Genomic DNA, 23,099 nt, shown 5'->3' with positions numbered 1-23,099 from the left:
CAAAGTACGAAGTACATGCCTGACCAACCTCCCTCCAGCAAACGTCCGCCGATTGTTGCCGCGCCGACGCCGCGGGGGGGCGCGGTGCGCTATGCGGAGCTGCATTGCAAAACGAATTTCTCATTTCTTGAAGGGGCTTCGCATCCGGATGAATTGGTGTTGCGGGCCGCGGAACTCGGCTATACAGCGCTAGCCATCACCGATCGGCACAGCTTGGCCGGCGTGGTCCGCGCGCATGAGGCCGCTAAACAAGCGGGACTGAAACTGCTCATCGGCGCCGAGATCGCTCCCACCGATGCACCGGCTGTCGTGCTCTGGGCGACCGATCGGGCCAGTTATGGGCGACTAGCTCAATTGATCACCCGCGGTTGCCGGCGGTCGGAGAAGGGAAAATGTCAAGTCACGCTGGCCGACGTGGCCGACCATGCCGCGGGGCTGTTGGCAGGGGTATTATTAACTTCGATGGCGCAATCACTCCCTCTCCCTCTGGGAGAGGGCCGGGGTGAGGGGGAAGCAATATCCATCGCCGCTTCCCCTCACCCTAAACCTCTCCCTCTGGGAGAGGGAACGACGGATGCCGCCGGCCTCACCAATGCCGACGGCATAGCCGGCCTGGAGCGCTATCGCGAATTGTTCGGCGATCGGTGTTATGCACTGGCCGAATTGCATTGCGGGCCCCGCGACGAGCAGCTCTTAGACGAATGGCTCGCGCTCTGTCGGCGGGCGCGGGTGCCGTTGGTTGCCGCGGGAGACGTGTATTACTATCGCCGCAGCCGGTTGCCGCTGGCCGACGTGCTCACCGCCACGCGCCTCGGTTGCACGGTGGCCGAGGCGGGCGATGCGCTCTTTCCCAACGCCGAACGCTATCTCAAAGACCCGGAGGAGATGGCCCTGCGATTCGCCCCTGCGCGCGGGACCGTCGAGCGAAGCTGCGAGATCGCCGCTCGAGCGACATTTTCGCTCGATGAGCTGCGCTACGAGTATCCAGAAGAACTTGCCCCCGCCGGAGAAACGCCGCTCGACTATCTCGCTCGGCTCACGTGGTCTGGAGCAGCCGAGCGCTATCCCGGCGGAGTGCCCGAAAAAGTTCGCCGCCTGGTGGAGCACGAATTGGAGTTGATCGCCCAATTGCGCTACGAGGCCTATTTTCTCACGGTCTACGATCTGGTGCGGTTCGCGCGCAGCCGCGGCATTCTTTGCCAGGGGCGCGGCTCGGCCGCCAACTCGGCCGTCTGCTTTTGTCTCGGCGTGACGCCCGTCGATCCCGAGCGGCTGGACGTGCTCTTCGAGCGGTTTATCAGCCGCGAGCGTGCCGAAGCGCCGGACATCGACATCGACTTCGAGCACGAGCGGCGCGAGGAGGTGCTGCAATACATCTATGAGAAATACGGCCGCGATCGGGCCGGCATCACCGCCGAGGTGATCAGCTACCGCTCGCGATCGGCCGTGCGCGACGTGGGAAAAGCGCTCGGCCTGTCGCTCGACCGGATCGACAAGCTGACCAAGAGCCTCGACGGCCATCACGACAGTCGGCTCGAGGAGCGCTGCCAGGACGTGGGACTCGATCCCGATTCGGACGTCGGAAGGCAGCTCGTCACGCTCGTCGGCGAACTCGGCGGCTTTCCGCGGCATCTCGGCCAACACGTCGGCGGGATGGTGATCACGCGCGGGCCGCTGGCCGATTTGGTGCCGATCGAAAACGCCGCGATGCCCGGCCGCACAGTGATCCAGTGGAACAAAGACGATCTCGATGCGCTGGGGATCCTGAAAGTCGATTGCCTATCGCTCGGCATGCTCACGGCGATTCGCAAATGCCTGGAGTTGGTTAACCGGACTTCCGACGTCCGACTTCCGACCTCCGACCTCCGGCCGATCTCCTCGCCGGAGCTGACGCTGGCCACCATCCCGGCTGAGGATCCCGCGGTTTACGACATGATCTGCCGGGCCGACACGATGGGTGTGTTTCAGATCGAAAGCCGGGCGCAGATGAGCATGCTGCCGCGATTGAAGCCGCGCGAGTATTACGATCTGGTGATCGAGGTGGCGATCGTGCGACCGGGCCCGATTCAAGGAGACATGGTGCACCCGTATCTTCGCCGCCGCGCCGGCGAGGAGCCGGTCAACTATCCCAGCGAAGCGATTCGCGAGGTGCTGCACAAAACGCTCGGCGTGCCGCTATTTCAGGAGCAGGCGATGCGGTTGGCCGTCGTGGCGGCCGGGTTCACGCCGGGCGAGGCCGACCAGCTTCGCCGCGCGATGGGGGCCTGGCGGCGCACCGGCGTGATCGAGCAGTTCCGCAAAAAGTTGATCGACGGGATGCTTGCCCGCGGGCTGTCGGCTGAATTTGCCGAGCAAGTATTCCATCAGATTCGCGGCTTCGGCGAATATGGATTTCCCGAATCCCATGCGGCGAGCTTCGCGCTGTTGGTTTATGCCTCGGCCTGGCTCAAGTGTTATCATCCGGCCGCGTTCTGCTGCGCGCTCATCAATAGCCAGCCGATGGGTTTTTACGCCCCCGCCCAACTCGTGCGCAATCTCCGCGAGCACGGCGGCGAGGTCCGCGGCATCGACGTGAACTATAGCGATTGGGACTGCACGCTAGAGAAGTACGAAGGACAAAGTGCGAAGGACGAAACGAAGGCGGACGATGCCCGTTTTCGTACGTCGCACTTCGCACTTTGTACTTGCCTCCGGCTTGGCCTGCGGATGCTGCTGGGGTTGCGCGAGGCGGATGCGCGGCGGATCGAGGAGGTTCGACAGGCGGGGCCATTCCAATCGCTCGACGATTTTGTTCGCCGCACCAAGTTGAGCCGCTCCGTGGTCGCGCTGCTGTCCGAGGCGGATGCATTCGGCTCGCTCGCGATGAACCGGCGGGACGCGATGTGGCAAGCGCTCGCGCTCGATCATCGGCCGGATCGGACGCCGCTGCTGGATAGCCTCTCCAATTTCGAGGAGCCGCCGGCTCTGCCGCCGCTCTCGCCAAGAGAAGAAGTGGTGGTCGACTATCAGACGGCCGGCCTTTCGCTGCGGGCGCATCCGCTTCAGTTCCACCGCGAGCAACTCGCGGCGCTTGAGATCGTGCCCGCTTCCAAGCTGGCGGAGCTAGTGAACAGCTCGTTCGTGCGCGTGGCCGGATTGGTGCTGGTGCGGCAGCGTCCCGGCACGGCCAAGGGGATCACGTTCGTCACGCTCGAAGACGAAACGGGCGTGGCCAATCTCATCATCCGCCAAGACGTTTGGCAGCGGTTCCACCGCGCCGCCCGCACCGCCGCCGCTCTCATCGCCCATGGCCGCCTGCAAAGCCAAGACGGGATCATTCACGTACTCGTCACGCGGCTGGTCGATCTCTCCGAGCAACTCAAAGGACTAAACTCACAATCGCGAGATTTTCGTTGAGCGTAGTTTCAGCCTAGGTTCGGCCGCTTTTGCAACTCCCACCTTCGTTCGCGGCACATCGTTTGCATCTCCAAAACATGGTACAAACACGCCGCAAACTGCCCGTTCGAAGATGACGCCGATCATGCCATTACCGATTGAAGATTACGCACTCATTGGCGATTTGGAAACGGCCGCTCTAGTCGGCAAGGATGGCTCGATCGATTGGCTTTGCGTTCCCCGCTTCGATTCGGGGGCCTGTTTTGCGGCGCTCTTGGGAACGCCTGAGCAGGGGCGGTGGCTGATCGGGCCGGCTGGTGAAGTGCGCCGCGTTCGGAGACGGTATCGCCCGGGCACGCTTATCTTGGAGACTGAATTCGAGACCGACGAAGGGACCGCGACGCTCATCGATTTCATGCCCCCGCGACGCGAGGAGCCGGATTTAGTGCGCATCGTCGAGGGGAAACGTGGCCAGGTTAAGATGCGCGTCGATATCACCATCCGATTCGATTACGGCTCGGTGATCCCTTGGGTGCGAAAGGCGTCCAAAGGATTGCGAGCGATCGCCGGAGCGAACAGCTTGCGTCTGAGAACACCGGTGCCGCTGCACGGCGAGGGTTTTCACACGGTAGGCGAGTTCACCGTCGGCAAGGGAGAGCAAGTGCCGTTCACGCTCGCCTGGCGCCCTTCGCATCGCCATCTCGGGCGTCTACCACCCGCCGAAAAGGAACTTGAAGCGACCGAGAAATGGTGGAAAGAATGGTCGAATCACTGCACCTATCGCGGCCGCTGGCGCGAGGCGGTTGTCCGATCGCTGATCACGCTGAAGGCCCTGATCTACGAGCCGACGGGCGGGGTCGTCGCCGCGCCAACGACTTCGCTGCCGGAAAAACTCGGCGGATTTCGCAATTGGGATTATCGCTTCTGCTGGCTGCGCGACGCGACGTTCACGCTCTACGCCCTCATAACCGGCGGATACCACGAAGAGGCCTGCCGTTGGCGCGATTGGTTGCTTCGGGCCGTTGCCGGCGAACCTGCCAAACTGCAGATTCTGTACGGCCTCTCCGGCGAGCGCCTGATTCCCGAGTGGGAGGTCGATTGGCTCTCCGGCTATGAAGGATCGAAGCCCGTTCGGATTGGGAATGCCGCATCGTCGCAGCTTCAACTCGACGTTTACGGAGAAGTAATGGATTCGTTCGAATCCGCGCGGCGCCGCGCGGACAAGACGGACGAAATTGGCCGCAGATTTCAGGCGGCGTTGCTCGATTTCCTCGAAGGGGCCTGGCAGCGGCCCGATCGCGGAATCTGGGAATCGCGCGGCGAGCCGCAGCACTACGTGCATTCGAAGGTGATGGCCTGGGTCGCCTTCGACCGAGCCGTAAAGGCCGTGGATTGCAGCCACATCGAGGGTCCCGTCGAACGTTGGCGGCAACTGCGATCCGACATTCGCGAAGAAATCTGCACGAAAGGTTTCGACGCGAAGCGAAACTCGTTCGTGCACTATTACGGCGCCGATAAGCTCGACGCCGCGCTGCTCTTGATTCCGTTGGTCGGATTCTTGCCCGCGAAAGACCCGATGATGCTCGGCACGGTCCATGCGATCGAGCAAGAACTATTGCGCGACGGTTTGGTATGGCGATACGTACGAGTCGCGGAATCCGGCGGCCTAGCTGACGCGGAAGGGGCATTCTTGGCCTGCTGCTTTTGGTACGTTGACAACCTGGCTCTACAGGGAAAACGCGCTGAGGCAGTGCGGCATTTCGAGCGCCTCATCGGCTTGGCCAACGACGTCGGCCTGCTGTCGGAAGAATATGATCCCACCGCCGGGCGTCTTGTCGGCAATTTCCCGCAAGCATTTTCCCACGTCGCGCTTATCAACTCGGCACGAAATCTGTCGGGCGGTGGAGGCCCGGCAGAAGAGCGGCAAACTGAATAATCGACGCGGCTTGAACGACTAAACCCGAAACCGGAAGACAGTCACGAGGTCTTCCTAGGTTGCCGAGTATGCCCAAGATTGTTTTCTGACAAGGGACTCGATGCTATCAACGTCGGTTGGCGGCAGACTTGGCAAAGTTTGCGGGCAAATCTGCCGATTATTCCGACTGCTCCGGTTAGGGTGAGTTTGACGGGGCATATTGTATTGAAACGGCACGACCATCCCATTGCCTATCGGGCATATTCTCGACTGCGATCGACCCAATGGCTGCGGTAACGCCTCAAAAAGCTGTGCCTATGCAGAATCGCTCGCTGCGCATCCGCTTGATGCTGATAGCCTTTCTAGCCGGCGGGCTGGCGAACGGTTGCCGATTCATCGGTGATCGTCCAGCCGAGGCGCCTCTCCCGTCCGCTCCAGCAGGCCCTCCTTTGGCCCCGATCGCCTCGGAGCAAAATAAAGTTTCGTTGCCGCCGTATATCATCGAACCCCCGGATATTCTGGAGGTCGATGCGATCAAGGTCGTACCGAAGGCGCCGTATAAGATCGAAGCGCTCGACTATTTGGGAATCAACGTCAACGGCACCCTGCGCGACGAACCGATCACGGGGACGTATGCCGTCGAACCGGGAGGAACCGTCAATCTCGGGCCAGCGTATGGCCGGGCGAAAGTCGAGGGCCTGACGCTCGAGGAGGCGGCCGAGGCGATTTACAGGGTGTTGAGCCGCGTGCTCAAACAACCGGAAGTTTCAGTCACTTTGGCGGCTTCGTCGGGCCAGCAGCAAATTGCCGGCGAGCATCGCGTTGGTCCCGACGGGACTGTCAATCTGGGAACTTATGGAACGGTTTACGTGACTGGCATGACGGTCGAGGAGGCCAAGAAGGCGATCGAGACACATCTGGCCGAATTCCTCGACACACCCGAGGTGTCGGTCGACGTCTTCAATTATGCCAGCAAGGTCTATTACATCGTGGGCCAAGGGGCCGGCTTCGGCGACAGCCTGGTGCGGGTGCAGATCACCGGCAATGAAACGGTGCTGGATGCCATCTCGCAGACCGGCGGTCTAACTCGACTGGCGAGCAAGAAGATTTGGATTGCTCGGCCTGCCCCCGGCGGCGCCGGATGCGACCAGATTCTGCCGGTGCATTGGGACGAAATCACCCGCGGGGCCTCGACGGCGACGAACTACCAGATTCTGCCCGGCGATCGGATCTACATCTCAGAAGACAAGCTGATCGCCCTCGATTCAATGATGGGCAAGATCATTTCGCCCTTTGAGCGACTCTTCGGTTTCACGACGTTGGGAGTGCAGACGGTCGAGGAAGTCAAGCATCCGGGGCTCAGCAACAACGGCGGCGTGTTTTAACATGACGGCGTGCGACCGACCGGTTGCCGTTTTTCCAATGGGAGCGTACGATTGTTTGAAGGGTTTTTCGCCCTTACGATCGTCTGATTCGGCGGGTTTGAGCATTGGAGGACTTATGAAGGCTTTGACGTGGATGGCTGGGCCGGCGGTGTTATCGGTTGCCCTCGCGGTGCATGGTTCCGTGGCGCTCGCACAAGGTGGCCCGTCGAATATACAGTTTACCCCCAAGCCCACCGTCAGCCCCTATTTGAACTTGTTCAATGACCCCAACGGGGTCGGCGTCTATCAAACTTTGGTTCGCCCGTTTCTCAGTCAGAACGATATCAACTCCAGCCAGTCGGCGACGAATCTTCAACTGCAACAGCAATTGAATCAGATCCGATCGAATTCCGGATTGGGCGTCACTGGCACTGGGGGCCGGATTCGCCCGACTGGGCATGCCGCCACCTACATGGATTTATCGCACTACTATTCCGGCGGACGAGTGCGGTAGGCAACTTGGCTCTCAACGCGGGATGAACTCAGCGCCGGCCTCGAAGGCCGGCGTTTTTTGTTTTCCGGTCCGATTTTGGAACGCTATTCCGGGCCGATTTGACATCGGCCGGTTTTCGACCTAGATATTCAATGGCACTCGCCACACACAACGGACGCCACGTGTTGACTCATCTGCAATTCGCGTCATCCGGATGCTTATCGCGGCCGCTTGAGTAGGCATCGGAAACCTGATTGAAGCTATCCCCGCATGCAAATCGGCAGGCGTGCCGCGCCGCCGCATTGCGCCGCCGCCATTCTAATTTCGTCCAGCCAGTAAGAGAGAACTCAATGCAAGCGGCTTCCGGCTATCGCGGATTGGATCGCATCGCGCCCAAACCCGGCGTGGATCCTGAGATTCGCAGCGGCATCCAAAGCCTTCTGGCGTCGTATTATCCAGACGGTCTGGTGGTTGAGCGCCGCCGCGAGCGGCGATTTCCCTACCCGCATCTCGTCTACCTGACTCCTGTCGGGGAAGACGGCGCCACTCCCACCAGTGAGCCGATCGTCGTCATCGGCAAGCATCTTTCCGAAGGAGGTCTCGGCTTTTTTCATCAGCAACCGCTGGCCTGCCGGCAGGCCGTGGTCTCGTTGGAAATGGCGAATGGCCATTGGTTCGGCCTGCTAATTGATTTGACTTGGTGCCGATTCACGCGTCACGGCTGGTACGAGAGCGGCGGCCGATTTCTGAGAACCGTTCCGACCGGCGCTCCGCTCAACCGCTCTCGGCCACTGGCAACGACTCCGGCCTGATCGCGATCTGGCCGTCGCCCAATTCGCGCGAGAATTGATAGCGCAGTCGCTCGTTGCGATCGGCGGTCCAAAACTGGAAAAATGCCGTGAGACGATCGTCGCGCATTTGCGCCTCGGCTTCAGCCAGCCGCACTAAGAGTGCTTGCTCGTCGTCGCAATCGGATTTCGGCAGCCACTCTTGGAAATGGGCTAGCGCCGAGACGTGGTCGTTGATTTCGCCCAACTTCTCTTGCAGCTCCGCGACCTGCGGATAGAGCTGCTCGACGAAGCTCGACGGGAAGGCGCCGGCGAAGATCTCCATGGCGTAACGCAACTCCTTGCCGGAAATGCGAAACAGGTGCAGCTTCGCGGTATCGGCCAGGTTCGCGTGCGAGGCCGCGAAGAACGCGTCTACCGTCTGCCGCATCGCATCGCGCGCCACCTGGCTGAAGTCCGGTTCGGCGCGGGCATCGCCACGGCTCGCGCGGGTCTTGTCCAAGAGTTTTGCGACGCGGCGTTTGTAGTCCCGATCGCGCAGGCGCTGATGGATCTTGCGGATTGCTGGCTGCGCATCGCGGCGGCATTTAGCTATCCAATCCAGCAGATGCCGAGCCGCGCTGTCGGCGTCGTCCTTGAGAGTCTTTCCGAGGCGCACCGCCAGCACGTCAAAGTCGCGGGCTTCCCCCGCGGCTTGACGAACCTTCTTGAGTTGATTCTTGAACCACGCCGTCCGCCGCTGGGGCAAATACGGCTCGAACATTTCGACCGCCGCCACGGCGCGCCGGCTAGACACTCGCAATTGATGCACGTACTCCGGGTCTTCGTCGGCGCATTTTGCAGCGCGCGGCAGGTAATCCCAAACGGAAATGAGCCGGTTCTCGAGAGCCCGGCATGCGACCCGGGTGACCGGCTCGTGCGGCGAGTCGACGGCGATCCACTTGCGTTTGCGACTCATTGACCTGACGATTGAAGTGGGGAACCAAACCAGAAGGGCATCCAGCACGCCGATGAGCAATCGCCGCGGAGCTTGCCGCCGGGAGCGTCATTATCTTCAGAAACGAATGGCCGGAGCAAGAGGCGCGGCCCGATTTCCCACGAGACTTCGGGGAGCGGACCAGCCGGCACAATGGCTACGACACCGACGCCGGCTCGTGGGCGTGCAGAAACCAACGATCCAGCACGACCTTGCGCGCGAACCAACTCGACGCCATGAGTCGAGCGGCGAAAAAATGAAGCCATCCGGCGGGAAGCCAATCCGTCGGCCCCTGGCCGCGCGGTTCGCCATACCGAGCAAGAACCCGCTGCCGGTAGGGCTCGAGCTTGGACGCGGAAAAATCTCCAGCGGCCGCGGCGATGACCTCCGCTGCCATCGAGCCCGACTCCACGGCCGGGCGAATTCCCTCGCCGCTGTGCGGATAAGCAAGTCCGGCCGCGTCGCCGACGAGCATCGCTCCATCGTCGATCAGCTTCGGCGGGGTGCGCTCATAGAGCTGGTACGCGTGGCCACGAAAGCGCGACGGAATCTCGCAGCGGAACTTGCGGCGATCTTGCAATAAGCGACAGAATTCTCCCATTTGCCGCGACAGTTCCCGCGAATCGACTCGACCTAGGCCGATGTTCAGGAAATTGCCTTTGCGAAAACACCAACCGTAGCCCTTGAGATCGTCACAGAAGAAGAGTTCGGGAATCTCCGGATCGATGCGCCCCTGGGCGAGATCGCTGGCCGAGGCTTCGAATTCCACCTCTTGTGCGGCGACGACCGAGGCCGCTCGATCGTGCCGTGCGCCGAGGCGCTGCGCGATGGGGCAAAAGTGCCCGCCGGCGCCGACGACGAGCGCCGCGTCGAGATGACCGTTGACAATCCAGCGATCGCCGGCGCGCTCGAGTTTCGCGAGCGCTTCGCCGAGCCGGCACTCCGCCCCCGAGCGCTCGAGCAGATAGCGATCGAATTCATACCGGCGAATGCCGAAGCTCACGGCCTTTCCATAATGCGTCTCGACCTCGCGGCCACTCATCAGTCCGGTTCGGAAACCAGTCAGCGGCTGAAACACGTGATCCCGACGATAGGCCTCAACGTCCAACTTGAGCGTTTCGATCACGTGCGGCGTGATCCAACCGGCACACGGCTTCTCGCGAGGAAAGACTTTCTTGTCGATGACCACGACGTCGGCCCCGACCGCGCGGAGCTTCTCCGCGCAGGTCGATCCCGCCGGTCCACCGCCAACGATCAAGACGTCACATCGCTGCATGGGATGCTCTCTTGCCGGTTGGGCGGATCGAATCGTTCGGGCGCGAGTTCCCGTCGCGCGTAGATATGGGCTCGCGTCCGCGGACTCTGCCGGCTCGAACCGGTCGCAAATGTGAGTTGGAAAAGCTGCAAGCAACCCGCCTCGAAGGCGGCCATCGATCCGGCCAGATACAGCCGCCACATGCGGGCGAAGCGCTCGTCGAACATCCGCACGATTCGATGATATGCGGCCTCGAATCTCGCCAACCAGTGGCGTAGCGTCTCGGCATAGTGTGGTCGAAGGTTTTCGACGTCGAGGACGGAAAAGCCGTGCGGCTCGAATATGGACGTCATTTCGCTGAGCGCCGGCGGGTAAGCCCCTGGGAAAATCCGCCGCTCGATCCACGGATCGGTCGGGTGGGGCCGATTTCGGCCGATGGAATGGATCAGACCGCGACCTTCGCGTTTGAGACAACGATGCATCACGTCGCCCAATTCGCCGTAATTCGCCGGCCCGACGTGTTCCAACATCCCGACCGAAACGAACGCGTCGCACTCGCCGGCGATATTTCGCCAATCGTCCTCGATGAATTCGACGCGGTCTTGAAGGCCTTCGTCGCGAGCCCGCTCGCGGGCAAACAGGATTTGCTCGCGCGATGTGTTGAAGGCTCGGACTTTCGCGCCGTAGCAGCGCGCCATGTGCAGCGCCAGGGCCCCCCAGCCGCAACCGGCCTCGATCACCGATTCCCCGGCTTGCAGCCAAATCTTTCGGCAGACGTGATCGAGCTTGGCTACTTGGGCCTGTTCCAGCGACATTGTCGGCTCGGCAAAATAGGCGCAGGTGTAGAGCAATTGCTCATCGAGCCAGAGCTTGTAGAAATCGTTTCCGAGGTCGTAGTGATGATGGACATTTTCACGGGCCTGCACGAGCGTCGTGCGGCGCGGCTTGTGCAGCCAGCGTGAGATCCCCTTGACGCCGAAGTCGATTTTTCCCGATTGGACTAGCGCGCAGTCGACGGCGACGAGAAGGTCGACAAGCTTCCCCTCGACCTCAAGTCGTCCGTCGGAGTACGCCTCGCCGAATTGAAACCGCGGATCGCCCAGCAGCTTCCAGAGAGTTCGCCGGTCGCGAATGCGCATCGTGGCAACCGGCGGCGAGGAACAGGTGGCGACCGCCTCGCCGGTCCAAAGCGCGATCTCGATCGGGGGATTCCCGAGTCCCTGCAGTATTCGCCGCAGCAGCCAGCGCTCAAGATTCGTGACGCCGGAGGTCTGCTCGCTGCATTGCGTCGTTCGCGATTCGTGGCCTACCGTACACACGCGATCGGGCTCGACGGCCGTCGAGCCGCTACCGTCGACCGTCTCAGCCGACGGATTCCGCGCGACCTGAGTCATGGCACGCTCTCCTTGAGACCTAGGCCATTAACCGCACCACCGCTATTCTCGATCGTTCACGCCATATTCTCGGACATCTTGCCTTCGTCACCAAATTGAAGGTCGAAAATCGGCGATCCCATGATGAATAAACGATGCGCTATCGCGGCGTCAAGTACGCCAGCAAATTTCGCGCCCGAAGGGTGCTGTCGTAAGGGTTTGGCGAAGTTCATTCGCTGATGCCCGAGTTGTGCCACGCGGCAGGGACGGGAGCGGTGAATTCAATGCGATCTTTCGATATCGGATGGTCGAACGCCAGGCGCCGCGCATGCAAGGCAATCCCGGACGTGAAAGGCTCCTGGCTACCGTATTTCTGATCGCCAAGGATCGGGAATCCGCGCGAAGAGAATTGAACGCGGATCTGATGTTTTCGCCCGGTCTCAGGCCGAACTTCGATCAGCGAACCATTAGGCACTTCGCGCAAAAGTCGATAGGCGAGTCGCGCCTCTTGCGCCCCTGGCACGTTGGAGCCAACGCGAATCATCCGCCGCAGGCTTTCATTTTTGGCGATAAAATCGACCCACTCGTCGCTCGGCGGACTGATTTTTCCGTCGATAATCGCCCAATAGACCTTCTCGACCGCGCGGTTGTGAAACTGCCGGCTAAGCCGAGCGGCCGCCTTGGACGTCCGCGCGAATACCACGACCCCCGAAACTGGCTCGTCTATGCGGCTGACCACTCCGAGATAGACGTTCCCCGGCTTGCGGTAACGCGCTTTGATATATTGCTTCGCGAGGGTCAAGAGGCTCATCTTGCCGGCGCCGACGCCCATCGTCGCCAGACCGGCCGGCTTGACGACGGCCAGCAAATGATTGTCTTCAAACAGGATTTGCAGGCGGGAACGGTTCACGAGAAGAGTTGCAAGTGACAGGTGGCAAGGGAGCGGATTTGTCTTCCTTCCAGTGCATCGCTCTTCATAGGATAGAGTCGGCTCGAACAGATATCTACCTCGTCGGGGTACCGTCATGCCTCCTCATCAATTGCCACTTGCCACGTGTCACCTGTCACTCATCTTGGCCAGCCGTTCACCGCGGCGGCGCGAGCTGTTGGCCGAAGCCGGCTATCAATTCGAAGTGGTGCCGCCGAGTTGCGCTGAGGAAAACATGCCGGATCATGCAGAAAGCCCCGCCGACTATGTCGCCCGGCTGGCGAGAGCGAAGGCGGCCGACGTCGTTCGGCAAATGGGCCGGGGAGTGGTGCTGGGCTGCGACACGGTGGCCGTGTGCAAAGGGCAGATCCTCGGCAAGCCCGAGTCGGCCGAAGCGGCACGACGGATGCTTGAACTCTTGAGCGGCCGAGAACACCGCGTGCTGACGGGGATTTGTGTTTGGAGCGCGCCGGCTGGCGAGCCGCTGACTCGAGTTGCCTTGACCACGCTGCGAATGGATCGGCTCAGCACCGAACAACTCGCCGAATATGTTTCCAGCCGGCAGTGGGAAGGGAAGGCCGGCGGCTTCGGCTATCAAGACCGTCTCGGCTGGGTCCACATTGTAGAAGGCAGCCCGTCGAACGTAGTCGGACTGCCTCTCGAATTATTGGCCGAAATGCTCAAGCAGGTTTGTGCCGGCTAACGGAGACGGTGTTACTGCACTGCGCTTGACGCATCACCAGATTTCGATTTCGGTTTCGAGTTCGACGCCTAGCCGTTCGGCGACGCGGCTACGGACCACCTCGATGAGCCGCAGCACGTCGGCCGAGGTGGCATCGCTGTCGGTGACGATGAAATTGGCATGTCGATCGCTGACCTCGGCGCCGCCGATGCGCGTGCCCTTGAGTCCGGCCTGATCGACCAACATGCCGGCGCTGATGCCGCGCGGGTTCTTGAAGATGCAACCGGCGCTTTGGTGGCCGAGCGGCTGGCTCGCTTTCTTGACGATCCAGAGCTTCTGCATCCGTTTGGTCAATTCTTGAGGGTCTTCTTTCTCAAGCTGGAATTGGCAACCGAGAATCACCAGCTCATCCAAGCTGCTTTGGCGATACGAAAAAACGAGATCCTCGCGTTCGCGCTGAAGGATCTCAGAGCTGCGCGTCATGACCGTGGCCCGGCACGTCCATTGGCCGATGTCGCCGCCGCGACTGCCGGCATTGCCGTGCAGGGCGCCTCCGAGCGTGCCGGGGATTCCGACGAGCGGTTCGAGCCCGGCCAATCCTTCGCGAACCACGGTCGAGATGATGTGTCCGAGCCGCGCGCCGCCGCCGGCCGTCACGATCTGCCCTTGTAGGCTGATTCCGCTGAACGGCGCCGCGGAGAGCCGCACGACGACGCCGCTCACGCCGTCGTCGCGCACGAGCAGATTCGAGCCGCCGCCGAGAATGCGGATCGGAATTTCGTCGTCGTGGCAGCGCCGCACGAGCGCCGCCAACTCCTCGAACGTGTGCGGCTCGGCGAAGTATTCGGCCGGGCCGCCAAGTTGGAACCAAGTGTGCGGCGCGAGCGGCTCAGCTTCGCGCACGATCTTTTCGAAGCCGTTGATAAAAGGTTTGACGGATTTTCCCAATGTCGCCAGCTCCCATGGTAATCAAAACGTCGCCGGGGCGAATATCCGCTGCCACGCGCCCGACGATCCCGTCCCAATCGTATTCATTCAGCACATCATGGCTCGCCGCCGCCACGGCCGCGGCCAGGTCCGCGGCCGTCACGTCCCCCGGCCGAGCGCTCGGCTCGCGAGCCCGGAAGATCTCCGCCACGGCGATCTTGTCCGCATTGTGCAAACTTGCGGCCAGTTCGTCCAGCAGGGAGGCCGTGCGCGAGACTTGATGCGGTTGGAATACGCACCAAACACGCCGGCCCGGATACATCTGCCGGACGGTTGCCAGCGTTGCGCGAATCTCCGTTGGATGATGGGCGTAGTCGTCGATGAAGGTGATGCCGCCGCGCCGGCCGATCACCTCGAGCCGACGTCGCAGCCCTCGAAACGAGGACAGCGCCGCGGCAATCGTATCCGCACTGGTACCGGCCGCCGTCGCCAAAGCGGCCGCCGCCAACGCGTTCAAGACATTATGCTTCCCGGGCACTTGCAAGGCCACCTCGGCGACCGGACGCCCGCGCTCGACGAGCCAGAAGCGATAGCGCCCTCGATAGGTTTGAAGGCGTTTGGCAGTCCAATCGGCGCGGCGGTCGAACCCGAAGGTCCTCGTCCAGCATTTCACGTCGCGGGTCAGGCGCCGGCTCGTGCGGCAATCGTGATTGACGAGCAACAAGCCATCCGGCCGGACTTGGCCGGCGAATCGCCGAAAGGCGTCAAACAAATGCCGTCGCGAGCGGAAGCAATCGAAATGATCCGGCTCAATGCCTAGGATCACCGCCACATCGGGCCGCAGCCGCAAGAAGTTGGCCCGATATTCACATGCCTCGACCAACAACAGCGGAGCGGCGCCGGCCCGGCCGCCCGTTAGGCAACCGATTGGAGCCGCGCCGCAAATCACGGTCGGATCGAGCCCCGCACGGACGATCGCGGCGGCGGCCATCGCGGTTGTCGTCGATTTGCCATGAGTGCCGGCAACGGCGAACGTCGCCGAGTCGCACGCGAATTCCGCGAGCATCTCGGGATAGCTCCGGGCCGGAATCGCTAAATCGAAGGCCCGGCGGCGTTCGATGTTATCCGCAGGAATCGCGTCGCTGTGGATCACGAGCTGGGCGTCGGTCGGAACATTTCCCGCCGCGTGGCCCTCGTAGATCGTCGCGCCGATGTGAGTCAGCCCGTGCGACGCGTTCCGATCGACGTCGGAGCCGCTGACGCGCCATCCCCGACGGATTAGCACCGCCGCGAGCGATCGCATTCCTGAACCGGCGATGCCGATTAAATGGGCAATGCGCGGCGCCGGGCGATGGTCAATCGTCGCCAACTCGACGTCCGAATTGACACAGATTTGCGAACGAGCGCCGTCCATGCGCGAGAGCCGTTAAACTTCCGTGAAAGGTTAACTATGTCAACGCACCATGAGCCGGGGCATGATACGGCCGGACGGACGGAAGTGTCAACAGAGGCCAATGCAATTCGTACGACCTGCAACACGCCGGTCAACCAAGGATGGCAGTGGCGAGCGCTTGGTTGCCGTCAAGCGACCGCAGCTTGGCCGGGCACCGCGGCTCCAAGCATTTGACCAATCATGGTGGCCACATGCCATGCAGCATTCGGTCGAGCCAGTCGGAGCATCGCGTTGGCCATTTGTTGCCGGCCCGCAGAATCACTCAATAGAGATGCCAACGACTCGGCGATCGTATTGTCGAGCCGGCCGCTGACCTCCCGGGCGTCGATGATGCGGCCCGCCCCGGCGGCGGCGTAAACGTCGGCGTTTTTGCGCTGATGATTGTTGGCGGCGTTGGGATAGGGAAGTAGCAACGCGGGCACGCCGGTGGCCGAGAGTTCGGCAAGCGTCGTCCCGCCGGACCGACAAATGGCCAGATCGGCGGCAGGCAAGATAGACTGAATCCGCTCGATGAACGGAACGACCTGGGCCTCAAGGCCCAGTTTACGGTACAAGGTTTTCGTCGCCTCCCAATCGCGCGGACCGGTTTGGTGCAGAATCCGCCAGCCGATTAGTTCCCGCGGCACCTTGTAGAGCGCTCGCGGGACCTGCTCATTCAACGTCCGCGAGCCGCCGCTGCCGCCGAGAATCACGAGCTGCCGATTTGGAGAGAGGCGACGAGCATGTCCAGCCGCTTTAGACAGAAAACCGGCGCGAATCGGATTGCCGGTGACGCGAATCGGCCCTCCGGCCTTCAACAGAGGCCGCGCCTCGTCGAAGGCTGCGCAGACGAGCGACGCCCGCGGCGCCAGCCACCGCGTCACGCGGCCTGGAAACGCGTTCTGTTCCAGAAGCACAAGCGGGACTCGGGCCGACGCGGCCGCCCAGGCCATTGGAACGCTGGCATAACCTCCCAACCCGACGACGAGCGACACCTTCGTGCGCTGCAAGAACCGCCGTGCGCGCCGACAGCCGGAGATATTGTCCTTGACGAAGCGCCACGCGCCGGCGGCGGAAGTCAGCGGGTGCGAAGGCAGGCGGACGTAATTGAAGCCGGCGGCAGCAACTTGGGAATGCTCCAGCGGCTTGCCGCCAGTCGCCATCGTGATCCGCACGGATGGAGCAAGCACTTCCAACTGCCGGGCCACGGCCAGACCAGGAAACAAGTGGCCGCCCGTCCCGCCGCCAGCGAACACAACGTGAAGATTATCGGTAGTCATTTGAGATGAGCGCAGCTCGGCCCCGTTGTTCCATCCATCTGACGCATCGATGGGCCGAAAGGTTCGCTTAAAATTACCGGGCCGGAAGTGACGCTCGCGCCGTCAGGCGATTCGGACCGGCCGGATTGTGGTCGCTGGAATTCGCTTTGAGCGTGAATAGCCCCAACACGGCGCAAAGTATCGACGCGATCCAAAATCGCACGACGATCTTGCTCTCCGGCCAACCGCGCAGTTGGAAATGGTGGTGCAAGGGCGCGCATCGCAAGATCCGCCGCCGCGTCCAGCGATGAACTCCAACTTGTAGGATCACGCTCAGTGTCTCGATCACGAACACCCCGCCGACAATCACTAGCAGCAGCTCTTGCCGCACGATGACGGCCATCAGGCCCAGCACTCCGCCGAGCGCGAGCGATCCGGTGTTCCCCATGAACACTTGCGCCGGATGGCAATTGAACCACAGAAAGCCGAGGATCCCACCCACGAGCCCGCCCGCGACGACGACCAATTCTCCCGCGCCGGACAAATGCGGCAAATTGAGATACGCCGCCCATTCGGCATGACCGCTCGCATAAGCGATCGCTCCCATCGCGCAGGTCGCGGAAAGCAAGCAGCCGCCGGCCAAACCGTCGAGACCATCGGTGAGGTTCACGGCATTGGACGAGCCGATGACGACCAACATCGCCAGCGGCACGAACAGCCAACCCAACTCGCCCACGCGACCGACGAGCGGCACGACGAAGTCCAAGCCTCCCGGCTGTTGCCGCTGCACTCCGTAGAGTAAGAGCGCTGCGACGAGCGCCACCAGTGTTTGCCCGGCCAATTTCTGGCGCGCGCTTAGCCCGTCGCCGCGGTGGGAGAGCTTGATGAGATCATCGGCTGCTCCCAGCGCGGCCAATCCCATCAGAGTCACCAGTATGATCGGCAGATAATGATTGCTCAGATCTCCGAGAAGGACCGTCGCGCCGAGCAACCCGGCGACGAGAAACAGTCCCCCCATCGTGGGCGTCCATTGCTTGTGCTGGTGCAGCTCGCGTAACTCCGGCGAGTCCGTCACAATCGGTTCGCGAAATCGGCGGTTGAGCCAGGCGATTACGCGCGAACCCAACACGAGCGCCGCGGCAAAGCTGACGCCCGCCGCCAGCGCCGCACGGAACGTGATCTTGCCCAGCGGACCGAGATCGGCGCCGTAGGCCTCGTTCGGCGAATACCCTTGCAGCCAACTGAGCAGCCAAACGAGCATGAGAATGTTCTGTACTTCGTACTTTGTACTTCGTACTTACCCTTGTTTCCCTGAGACACCGGAGCGGCGCAAGCGCCGCCCCGGTGCTCAGTCATAGGCTCCATCGCGAAGCACTCGCCGCAGCGGTTGACCCAGAAACCGCGGCGCGGCGAGTTTTATGCTCCAACCCAGGAGGGAGGGCAGCGCCAGGTTCCCGCAAACCCGACGCCAACGATGGAGCCTCAAATGTATTGGTTATGTGTTCGTGAGAGTCCTCATGCGGCTGCGGCGACTGTGTGACGCGCCTTGATCGCTTCGACGAGCCGTTCCATCCCCATCACTCGCGCTCCCTTGACCAGCACCACGTCTCCACGGCGCATCGCTTCAGCCAGCACTGGCAGCGCTTGCTCCCAATCGCGGCAGGCCAGCGCGCAATCGCGCGGCATGCCGGCCGCCGCCGCCGCGGTCGCCATCTCGGCGGCATGGTCCCCGCAAGCGATCAGCAAATCTGCGCCGCACAAGCTGACGACTTCTTCTCCCAGCCGACGATGCCAGAGCGGCGCCGCGGCGCCCAAATCTCCCATATCGCCGGCCACGACGATCCGCCTGCCAGCCGAATCGATTTCGCGAATCAACCCTAGCGCCGCCCGCATCGCGGTCGGACTCGAATTGTAAGAATCGTCGACGATCGTTGCCCCGGCGGCTTCCGTCACCTCGCATCGCCTTGGCGATCCTTCAAAACCGGCGAGCGCCGCGGCGATCTCTTCCGGATCGAAGTCAAATAGCCGGCCGACGGCAATCGCAGCCAGCGCGGCGGTCAAGTGATGTCGTCCCCAGACGGGCACGTCAAACGAGTGACCGTCGACGCGGAATCGCAGCCGTCCGTTCCGGCTTTGAACCAGCTTAGCCTGCACGTCGTTATCGGCGCCGCGCCCGACCCACACGATTCGCGTGGGACAGTTTCCGGCCATTCGACGGAGAAGAGGGTCATCGCCATCGAGGACAGCGCAGCCGTCCGCCGGCAATTCAGGCAAAAGTTCAGCTTTCGCTTGAGCGATCGCCTGGTGGCTGCCAAAGCTTCCCAGGTGGGCATCGGCGATGTGGGTGATGACACCGATCCGCGGTCGAGCGAGCATCGCTAACTGGCGAATTTCGCCGCGAGCGGTCGCGGCAAGCTCTAGAACGGCATACTGATGCCAGCGTTCGAGTCGCATCAAGCTAAGCGGCACGCCCACGTGGTTATTGAAATTCTTGGGGCTGGTTGTGCCGGCCAAGCGCGAGCCGAGCACCGTGTCGATCATTCGCCGCGTGGTCGTCTTTCCAACGCTTCCAGTCACTGCGACAAGCGGAGCTGTGAACTGCCGGCGGCTCCAGTCGGCGAGTTCCCACAGGGCTCGATGGGAATCGTCGACCTCGAGCGACCAGCGACCGGCCCACGGCTCGACCCGGCGACCGGAAGTGACGACTCCCGACGCCCCGCGGACAAACGCCTCTTCACCGAAATGTGCTCCATTGAACCGCGGACCGACCAGCCCCCAGAAGACCTCCTCCGGCTCGACGGTGCGGCTGTCGGTGACGACGCGGCCGACGAGAGCGGCGTCACCGTCGCGCGGCGGCATGGCCCCGAAGCGGAGCGCGCCGCCAAGCAATTCGTGAAGATCGCCGATCGTAAGCTGCATGATGTCGGAGATAGGTGGTTTGGCGGTCAGACTGTTGGAGTTCAGCCTTTAGGCTGCGGTCGGCAGGCTAAAGCCTGAACTCCAACAAACTGTGCCACGATTACGCCGCGCGAGCGCGCTGCCAGGGTTTGACGAGCATTTCAGTGGAAAAGGAATTGTCGTAGAGCCATTGCCGAGCCACGTGGCGATCGTCGAACCAATGCCGCTGGTTGCGGACGATTTGATGTTCTTCGTGTCCCTTGCCGGCAATCAGCACGCAATCTCCCGAATCGGCTTGCGATAGCGCATAAGCGATCGCCTCGGCCCGATCGGGGATGATCCGTGCGCCGCTCGGCCACTTGAATCCGCGCACGATGTCGCGGCGAATGCGAGCTGGGTCTTCGTGCCGAGGGTTGTCGTCGGTGACGATCGGCAAGTCGGCGTCGGTTTCGACGACGCGCCCCATCTGCGGCCGCTTCTCGCGGTCTCGATCCCCGCCGGCGCCGAAGACGCAAATCAGCCGTCCCTCGGTCACCTCGCGCAGCGTTTTCAGGCAAATCTCGAGCGCATCTGGCGTATGAGCATAATCGACAAACGCGCCGAACGGCTGGCCGCATTCCAGCCGTTCCATCCGGCCAGGGACTTGCTCGACCTGCTCCAAGCCGCGCGCCACGTCAGCCAGTTCGATTCCATAAACCAGCCCAACTGCGGCGGCGACCAGGCAATTGGCTACATGATGATCGCCGATCATCCGCGTGCGAACCGGCACCGTGTCGCTGCCGGCGGAAAGCAGAAACGTCTGCTCGCTGCGGCAGCGATCGATTACTTGAGCGGTCACCTCGGCGGGAGATTGCAATCCGACGGTCAGCGTTGGCCCGGAAACCAGTTCAGCGAAGCCCGCGGCGATCGGATCGTCGGCATTCAGCACGGCGAATCCGTCGGCGGCCAAATGCTTGAAAATCCGCGCCTTCGCTCGACGGTAATTGGCCAACGTATTGTGAAAGTCGAGATGATCGCGGCGAACGTTGGTGACGCAAGCGGCGTTGAATTCGATTCCCTCGACGCGGGCTTGGGCTAGCGCATGGCTGGAAACTTCCATCACCGCGTGCGAGCAGCCGGCCACCTCCATCCGGCGGAGCCAATGAGCCAGCACGGGGGCCGGCGGGGTCGTCAAGTCCGCGGCTTCGGCCGTCTCGCCGTCGCTGTACTCCAAGGTCCCCAACAGGCCCGCGCGATAACCGGCCGCGTCGAGAATTCCGCGAATCAGCCAGCTTGTGGTCGTCTTGCCGTTGGTGCCGGTCACGCCGATCACCTTCAACCGCCCGCTCGGATTGTCGGCCAGCGCCTGGCAAACTCGGGCGAACGCGACGCGACTATCCGGCACGACGCAAAGCGGCCGCCCGTCGGTTGGCACGAACCGCTCCGCAAGCACGGCTGACGCGCCGCCGGCGAAGGCCTCGGCCAGGTGATCGTGGCCGTCGGTATTATTTCCCACCAGTGCTGCGAATAGGTCGCCCGGATCGACGGCGCGAGAATCGGCGCAGACCGAGGTGACGATGACATCCGACGCTCCATAGAATCGAGCGCCGGGACAGAGCCGTTTCAGGCTCACGCTGCAAGTGCGCGGGGTCGATGCTGGCATATCGCAAGGCCTCCTTGCCCTGCGCCGCCGATAGGAATCGGCGTCGCCCTCACGAATCAATCCAGCCGGCCATTGCGACTTCCTGTGCGCCGGCCGACGGACATGGACTGGTTTCAGCCACAACGGGCGTTGCGGGACGCCCGAACATCCCGCGGCAGCGAAGCATCAGTGCCATGCCGCCTCAAAATGTCGCCGCGGATTGTGGCGATTTCGGCCATCGTGTCAAGGGATGTTTGAACCGTCGCTAGCTGCCCGAATTACAGAACGGTTTCGCTGGCCGGTTCGCGTGCGACCTGTTGATTTACTTCCGCCCTCCGGGTGATTGCAGGAGTTTCCCCCGGGCCCCAGGGAAGCCGCCAGCAAGAGCCGACGGGTTCGGCTCAGAGCATGGTCGGGTTGTCTGGAAGGGAAAGTTATATGGAACAAGTGCCTATCCGCGGCTCGGGGCCCGGACGCCCTCGGTGACCGGCCAGCAGCGTCATCAAGCGACAGAGATTGAATGCCGTGACCGCCCACCGCCATTCCACCCGCACACGGTCCAAGCCGCGCACCAAAAACTGACGCAACCCAAACCGCTGTTTGATCCAAGCGAAGGGAGTCTCGCCCGCATGGCTCGCTAGCCGAATTCCTTGGGGTGCCGGTTGAAGAAGAGACGCCCGACCACTCCAGCCTGTCGCGGATTCGTGGCCGCCTGCCGCTGGAAGTTCACGAGGCGATGTTCGTCTTTGTCTTGAAGCTCGCGGCGGAACACCAGTTGCTGGCCGGCGGCTGGCCGCGGCGCGTGGTCGCCGCCATCGGCAAACGCGAACTCCGGCGGCGCGGGCGGCAGATAGTTCGTCTCCGTCCCAAAGCGATTCGACCACGGCCGGCCGGCCTATCGGTCCCTGCGGAACTCAGCCATGCGGCCCCTCACTTGAAACTGACAACACAGCGATTTCGCCGGCGGTAATCCCACAACCAGCCGACGACGACCATGCTCGCGAGGCCCAACAGCAGGGCAACGACCCGAGATGGCTCCGGAACTGGATCGGGGGAATCGGAAGCGGTCACCGGGGAGAATTGGAATCTGAGCCCCGCCGACTCGTTGGCGCTGCCGGTGCCATCCCAAGCCAAGAGGTCAACGGTATCGCCGGCAGTGACTCGGATCGTGGTTGAGTAAGGCACGAACGCGCTCTCAGATCCCAGAGTAAAGCCCCCTGGGCTGTCGAGCGGCGCGGCCAATCCCGCGGACGTGACGGTGTCCGGCTGACCCGTCTCGAAGGACGCGCTGACCACGTACTGTCCCGCGGATTGAGCGGTCCAAGTGACGAACGACGGCATGAAACCGGCCCCCAACGTGAGTTCGTTCGATTTCCAGGTGAGCATCGAGTAAACCGGGTTGGGTGAGTCGGGATTGGAGGTCAGCATGGACATCTGACCGGAGCCGGTCAAGTTGAACAGCTCGTTTTTCCCCGGCTGACTTCATTGTTGCCAAGCAACGTCACGACCCCGGTGCTGATAGACAAGCTCGAAAGCACCACGTTGTCGGAACTCGTGGGGGTCGTGTAACGCCCGTAGGTCCAAACTTCGTTCTCTGTCCAATCGGTGATGCTAACTACCGGAATACCCCCGCGGCAGTGTTGGGTATCAAGTTGTCGTTTCTTCGCTTCGTTGCACGGCCCCACGGCCTAATCCGCGCCGACAATGCCCACTCTTGCGGAATACTCGGATTCGATTCACAGCAGGATATCATGATAATGCTATCAGAGTAGGTAATCGCCGCCACCGCGCGTATTGCGATAGTCCCTCCCCA

At 62.2% G+C, this 23,099-nt stretch carries 19 protein-coding genes; 7 read left to right on the top strand and 12 right to left on the bottom strand.

Going from position 1 to position 23,099, the window contains the following annotated elements; genetic code table 11:
• Nucleotides 1–15: 15 nt before the first annotated feature.
• From VGY55_00645 to VGY55_00625, 5 genes are all read left to right on the top strand, one after another.
• On the top strand, nucleotides 16–3,396 hold the full coding sequence (locus VGY55_00645) for an error-prone DNA polymerase (protein ID HEV2968462.1): 3,381 nt from the start codon (nucleotides 16–18) through the stop codon (nucleotides 3,394–3,396).
• 124 nt (nucleotides 3,397–3,520) lie between these two features.
• The gene (locus tag VGY55_00640; GenBank protein HEV2968461.1) at nucleotides 3,521–5,311 is read left to right on the top strand and encodes a glycoside hydrolase family 15 protein; all 1,791 of its coding nucleotides are present in this window, start codon (nucleotides 3,521–3,523) and stop codon (nucleotides 5,309–5,311) included.
• A 296-nt stretch (nucleotides 5,312–5,607) separates the two neighbouring features.
• Entirely contained in the window at nucleotides 5,608–6,675 is a 1,068-nt protein-coding gene (locus VGY55_00635; protein ID HEV2968460.1) for a polysaccharide biosynthesis/export family protein, read from the top strand.
• A 115-nt stretch (nucleotides 6,676–6,790) separates the two neighbouring features.
• Entirely contained in the window at nucleotides 6,791–7,168 is a 378-nt protein-coding gene (locus tag VGY55_00630; protein HEV2968459.1) for a hypothetical protein, read from the top strand.
• 329 nt (nucleotides 7,169–7,497) lie between these two features.
• Nucleotides 7,498–7,959: a hypothetical protein gene (locus VGY55_00625; GenBank protein ID HEV2968458.1), complete on the top strand. Its 462-nt coding sequence runs from the start codon at nucleotides 7,498–7,500 to the stop codon at nucleotides 7,957–7,959.
• Here the strand turns inward: VGY55_00625 and VGY55_00620 are convergent.
• The 5 genes from VGY55_00620 to VGY55_00600 all read right to left on the bottom strand — a co-directional run bounded on the left by VGY55_00620 (nucleotide 7,922) and on the right by VGY55_00600 (nucleotide 12,449).
• The gene (locus VGY55_00620; GenBank protein HEV2968457.1) at nucleotides 7,922–8,893 is read right to left on the bottom strand and encodes a CHAD domain-containing protein; all 972 of its coding nucleotides are present in this window, start codon (nucleotides 8,891–8,893) and stop codon (nucleotides 7,922–7,924) included. The genes VGY55_00625 and VGY55_00620 overlap by 38 nt on opposite strands.
• A gap of 175 nt (nucleotides 8,894–9,068) precedes the next feature.
• Nucleotides 9,069–10,187 carry an NAD(P)/FAD-dependent oxidoreductase gene (locus tag VGY55_00615; GenBank protein HEV2968456.1) on the bottom strand — a complete coding sequence of 373 codons (1,119 nt, stop codon included), beginning with the start codon at nucleotides 10,185–10,187 and terminating at the stop codon, nucleotides 9,069–9,071.
• Nucleotides 10,166–11,560: a cyclopropane-fatty-acyl-phospholipid synthase family protein gene (locus tag VGY55_00610; protein ID HEV2968455.1), complete on the bottom strand. Its 1,395-nt coding sequence runs from the start codon at nucleotides 11,558–11,560 to the stop codon at nucleotides 10,166–10,168. The genes VGY55_00615 and VGY55_00610 overlap by 22 nt, the downstream gene beginning before the upstream one ends.
• Before the next feature lie 56 nt (nucleotides 11,561–11,616).
• A complete protein-coding gene (locus VGY55_00605) occupies nucleotides 11,617–11,772 on the bottom strand; it encodes a hypothetical protein (GenBank protein HEV2968454.1) in 156 nt (51 codons plus the stop codon).
• Nucleotides 11,769–12,449: an RluA family pseudouridine synthase gene (locus tag VGY55_00600; protein ID HEV2968453.1), complete on the bottom strand. Its 681-nt coding sequence runs from the start codon at nucleotides 12,447–12,449 to the stop codon at nucleotides 11,769–11,771. Before VGY55_00600 ends, VGY55_00605 begins: the two co-directional genes overlap by 4 nt.
• Nucleotides 12,450–12,564: 115 nt before the next feature.
• On the opposite strand from VGY55_00600, the gene VGY55_00595 reads away from it, so the two are divergent.
• The gene (locus VGY55_00595; GenBank protein ID HEV2968452.1) at nucleotides 12,565–13,170 is read left to right on the top strand and encodes a nucleoside triphosphate pyrophosphatase; all 606 of its coding nucleotides are present in this window, start codon (nucleotides 12,565–12,567) and stop codon (nucleotides 13,168–13,170) included.
• 33 nt (nucleotides 13,171–13,203) lie between these two features.
• Here the strand turns inward: VGY55_00595 and murB are convergent, their stop codons facing one another.
• From murB to VGY55_00565, 6 genes are all read right to left on the bottom strand, one after another.
• Nucleotides 13,204–14,097, bottom strand: a complete 894-nt coding sequence (gene murB, locus VGY55_00590; protein HEV2968451.1) for a UDP-N-acetylmuramate dehydrogenase — start codon at nucleotides 14,095–14,097, stop codon at nucleotides 13,204–13,206.
• Nucleotides 14,039–15,490: a UDP-N-acetylmuramate--L-alanine ligase gene (gene murC, locus VGY55_00585; protein ID HEV2968450.1), complete on the bottom strand. Its 1,452-nt coding sequence runs from the start codon at nucleotides 15,488–15,490 to the stop codon at nucleotides 14,039–14,041. Before murC ends, murB begins: the two co-directional genes overlap by 59 nt.
• 167 nt (nucleotides 15,491–15,657) lie before the next feature.
• Nucleotides 15,658–16,788 carry a UDP-N-acetylglucosamine--N-acetylmuramyl-(pentapeptide) pyrophosphoryl-undecaprenol N-acetylglucosamine transferase gene (locus tag VGY55_00580; protein ID HEV2968449.1) on the bottom strand — a complete coding sequence of 377 codons (1,131 nt, stop codon included), beginning with the start codon at nucleotides 16,786–16,788 and terminating at the stop codon, nucleotides 15,658–15,660.
• Nucleotides 16,789–16,861: 73 nt separating this feature from the next.
• Complete coding sequence (mraY, locus tag VGY55_00575) at nucleotides 16,862–18,028, bottom strand: phospho-N-acetylmuramoyl-pentapeptide-transferase (protein HEV2968448.1); 1,167 nt, start codon at nucleotides 18,026–18,028, stop codon at nucleotides 16,862–16,864.
• 254 nt (nucleotides 18,029–18,282) lie between these two features.
• Nucleotides 18,283–19,686: a UDP-N-acetylmuramoyl-tripeptide--D-alanyl-D-alanine ligase gene (gene murF, locus VGY55_00570; protein ID HEV2968447.1), complete on the bottom strand. Its 1,404-nt coding sequence runs from the start codon at nucleotides 19,684–19,686 to the stop codon at nucleotides 18,283–18,285.
• Nucleotides 19,687–19,786: 100 nt separating this feature from the next.
• Nucleotides 19,787–21,307, bottom strand: a complete 1,521-nt coding sequence (locus VGY55_00565; GenBank protein HEV2968446.1) for a UDP-N-acetylmuramoyl-L-alanyl-D-glutamate--2,6-diaminopimelate ligase — start codon at nucleotides 21,305–21,307, stop codon at nucleotides 19,787–19,789.
• Between the two features lie 634 nt (nucleotides 21,308–21,941).
• Here VGY55_00565 and VGY55_00560 point away from each other — a divergent pair.
• Nucleotides 21,942–22,256, top strand: coding sequence for a hypothetical protein (locus tag VGY55_00560; protein ID HEV2968445.1), 315 nt, complete (start codon nucleotides 21,942–21,944; stop codon nucleotides 22,254–22,256).
• Here the strand turns inward: VGY55_00560 and VGY55_00555 are convergent.
• Nucleotides 22,217–22,720: a PEP-CTERM sorting domain-containing protein gene (locus VGY55_00555; protein HEV2968444.1), complete on the bottom strand. Its 504-nt coding sequence runs from the start codon at nucleotides 22,718–22,720 to the stop codon at nucleotides 22,217–22,219. The genes VGY55_00560 and VGY55_00555 overlap by 40 nt on opposite strands.
• Between the last annotated feature and the right edge of the window lie 379 nt (nucleotides 22,721–23,099).

The sequence above is a fragment of the Pirellulales bacterium genome (genome assembly GCA_035939775.1).
GTDB lineage: Bacteria > Planctomycetota > Planctomycetia > Pirellulales > DATAWG01 > DASZFO01.
This window is presented reverse-complemented; position numbering and strand designations above follow the sequence as displayed.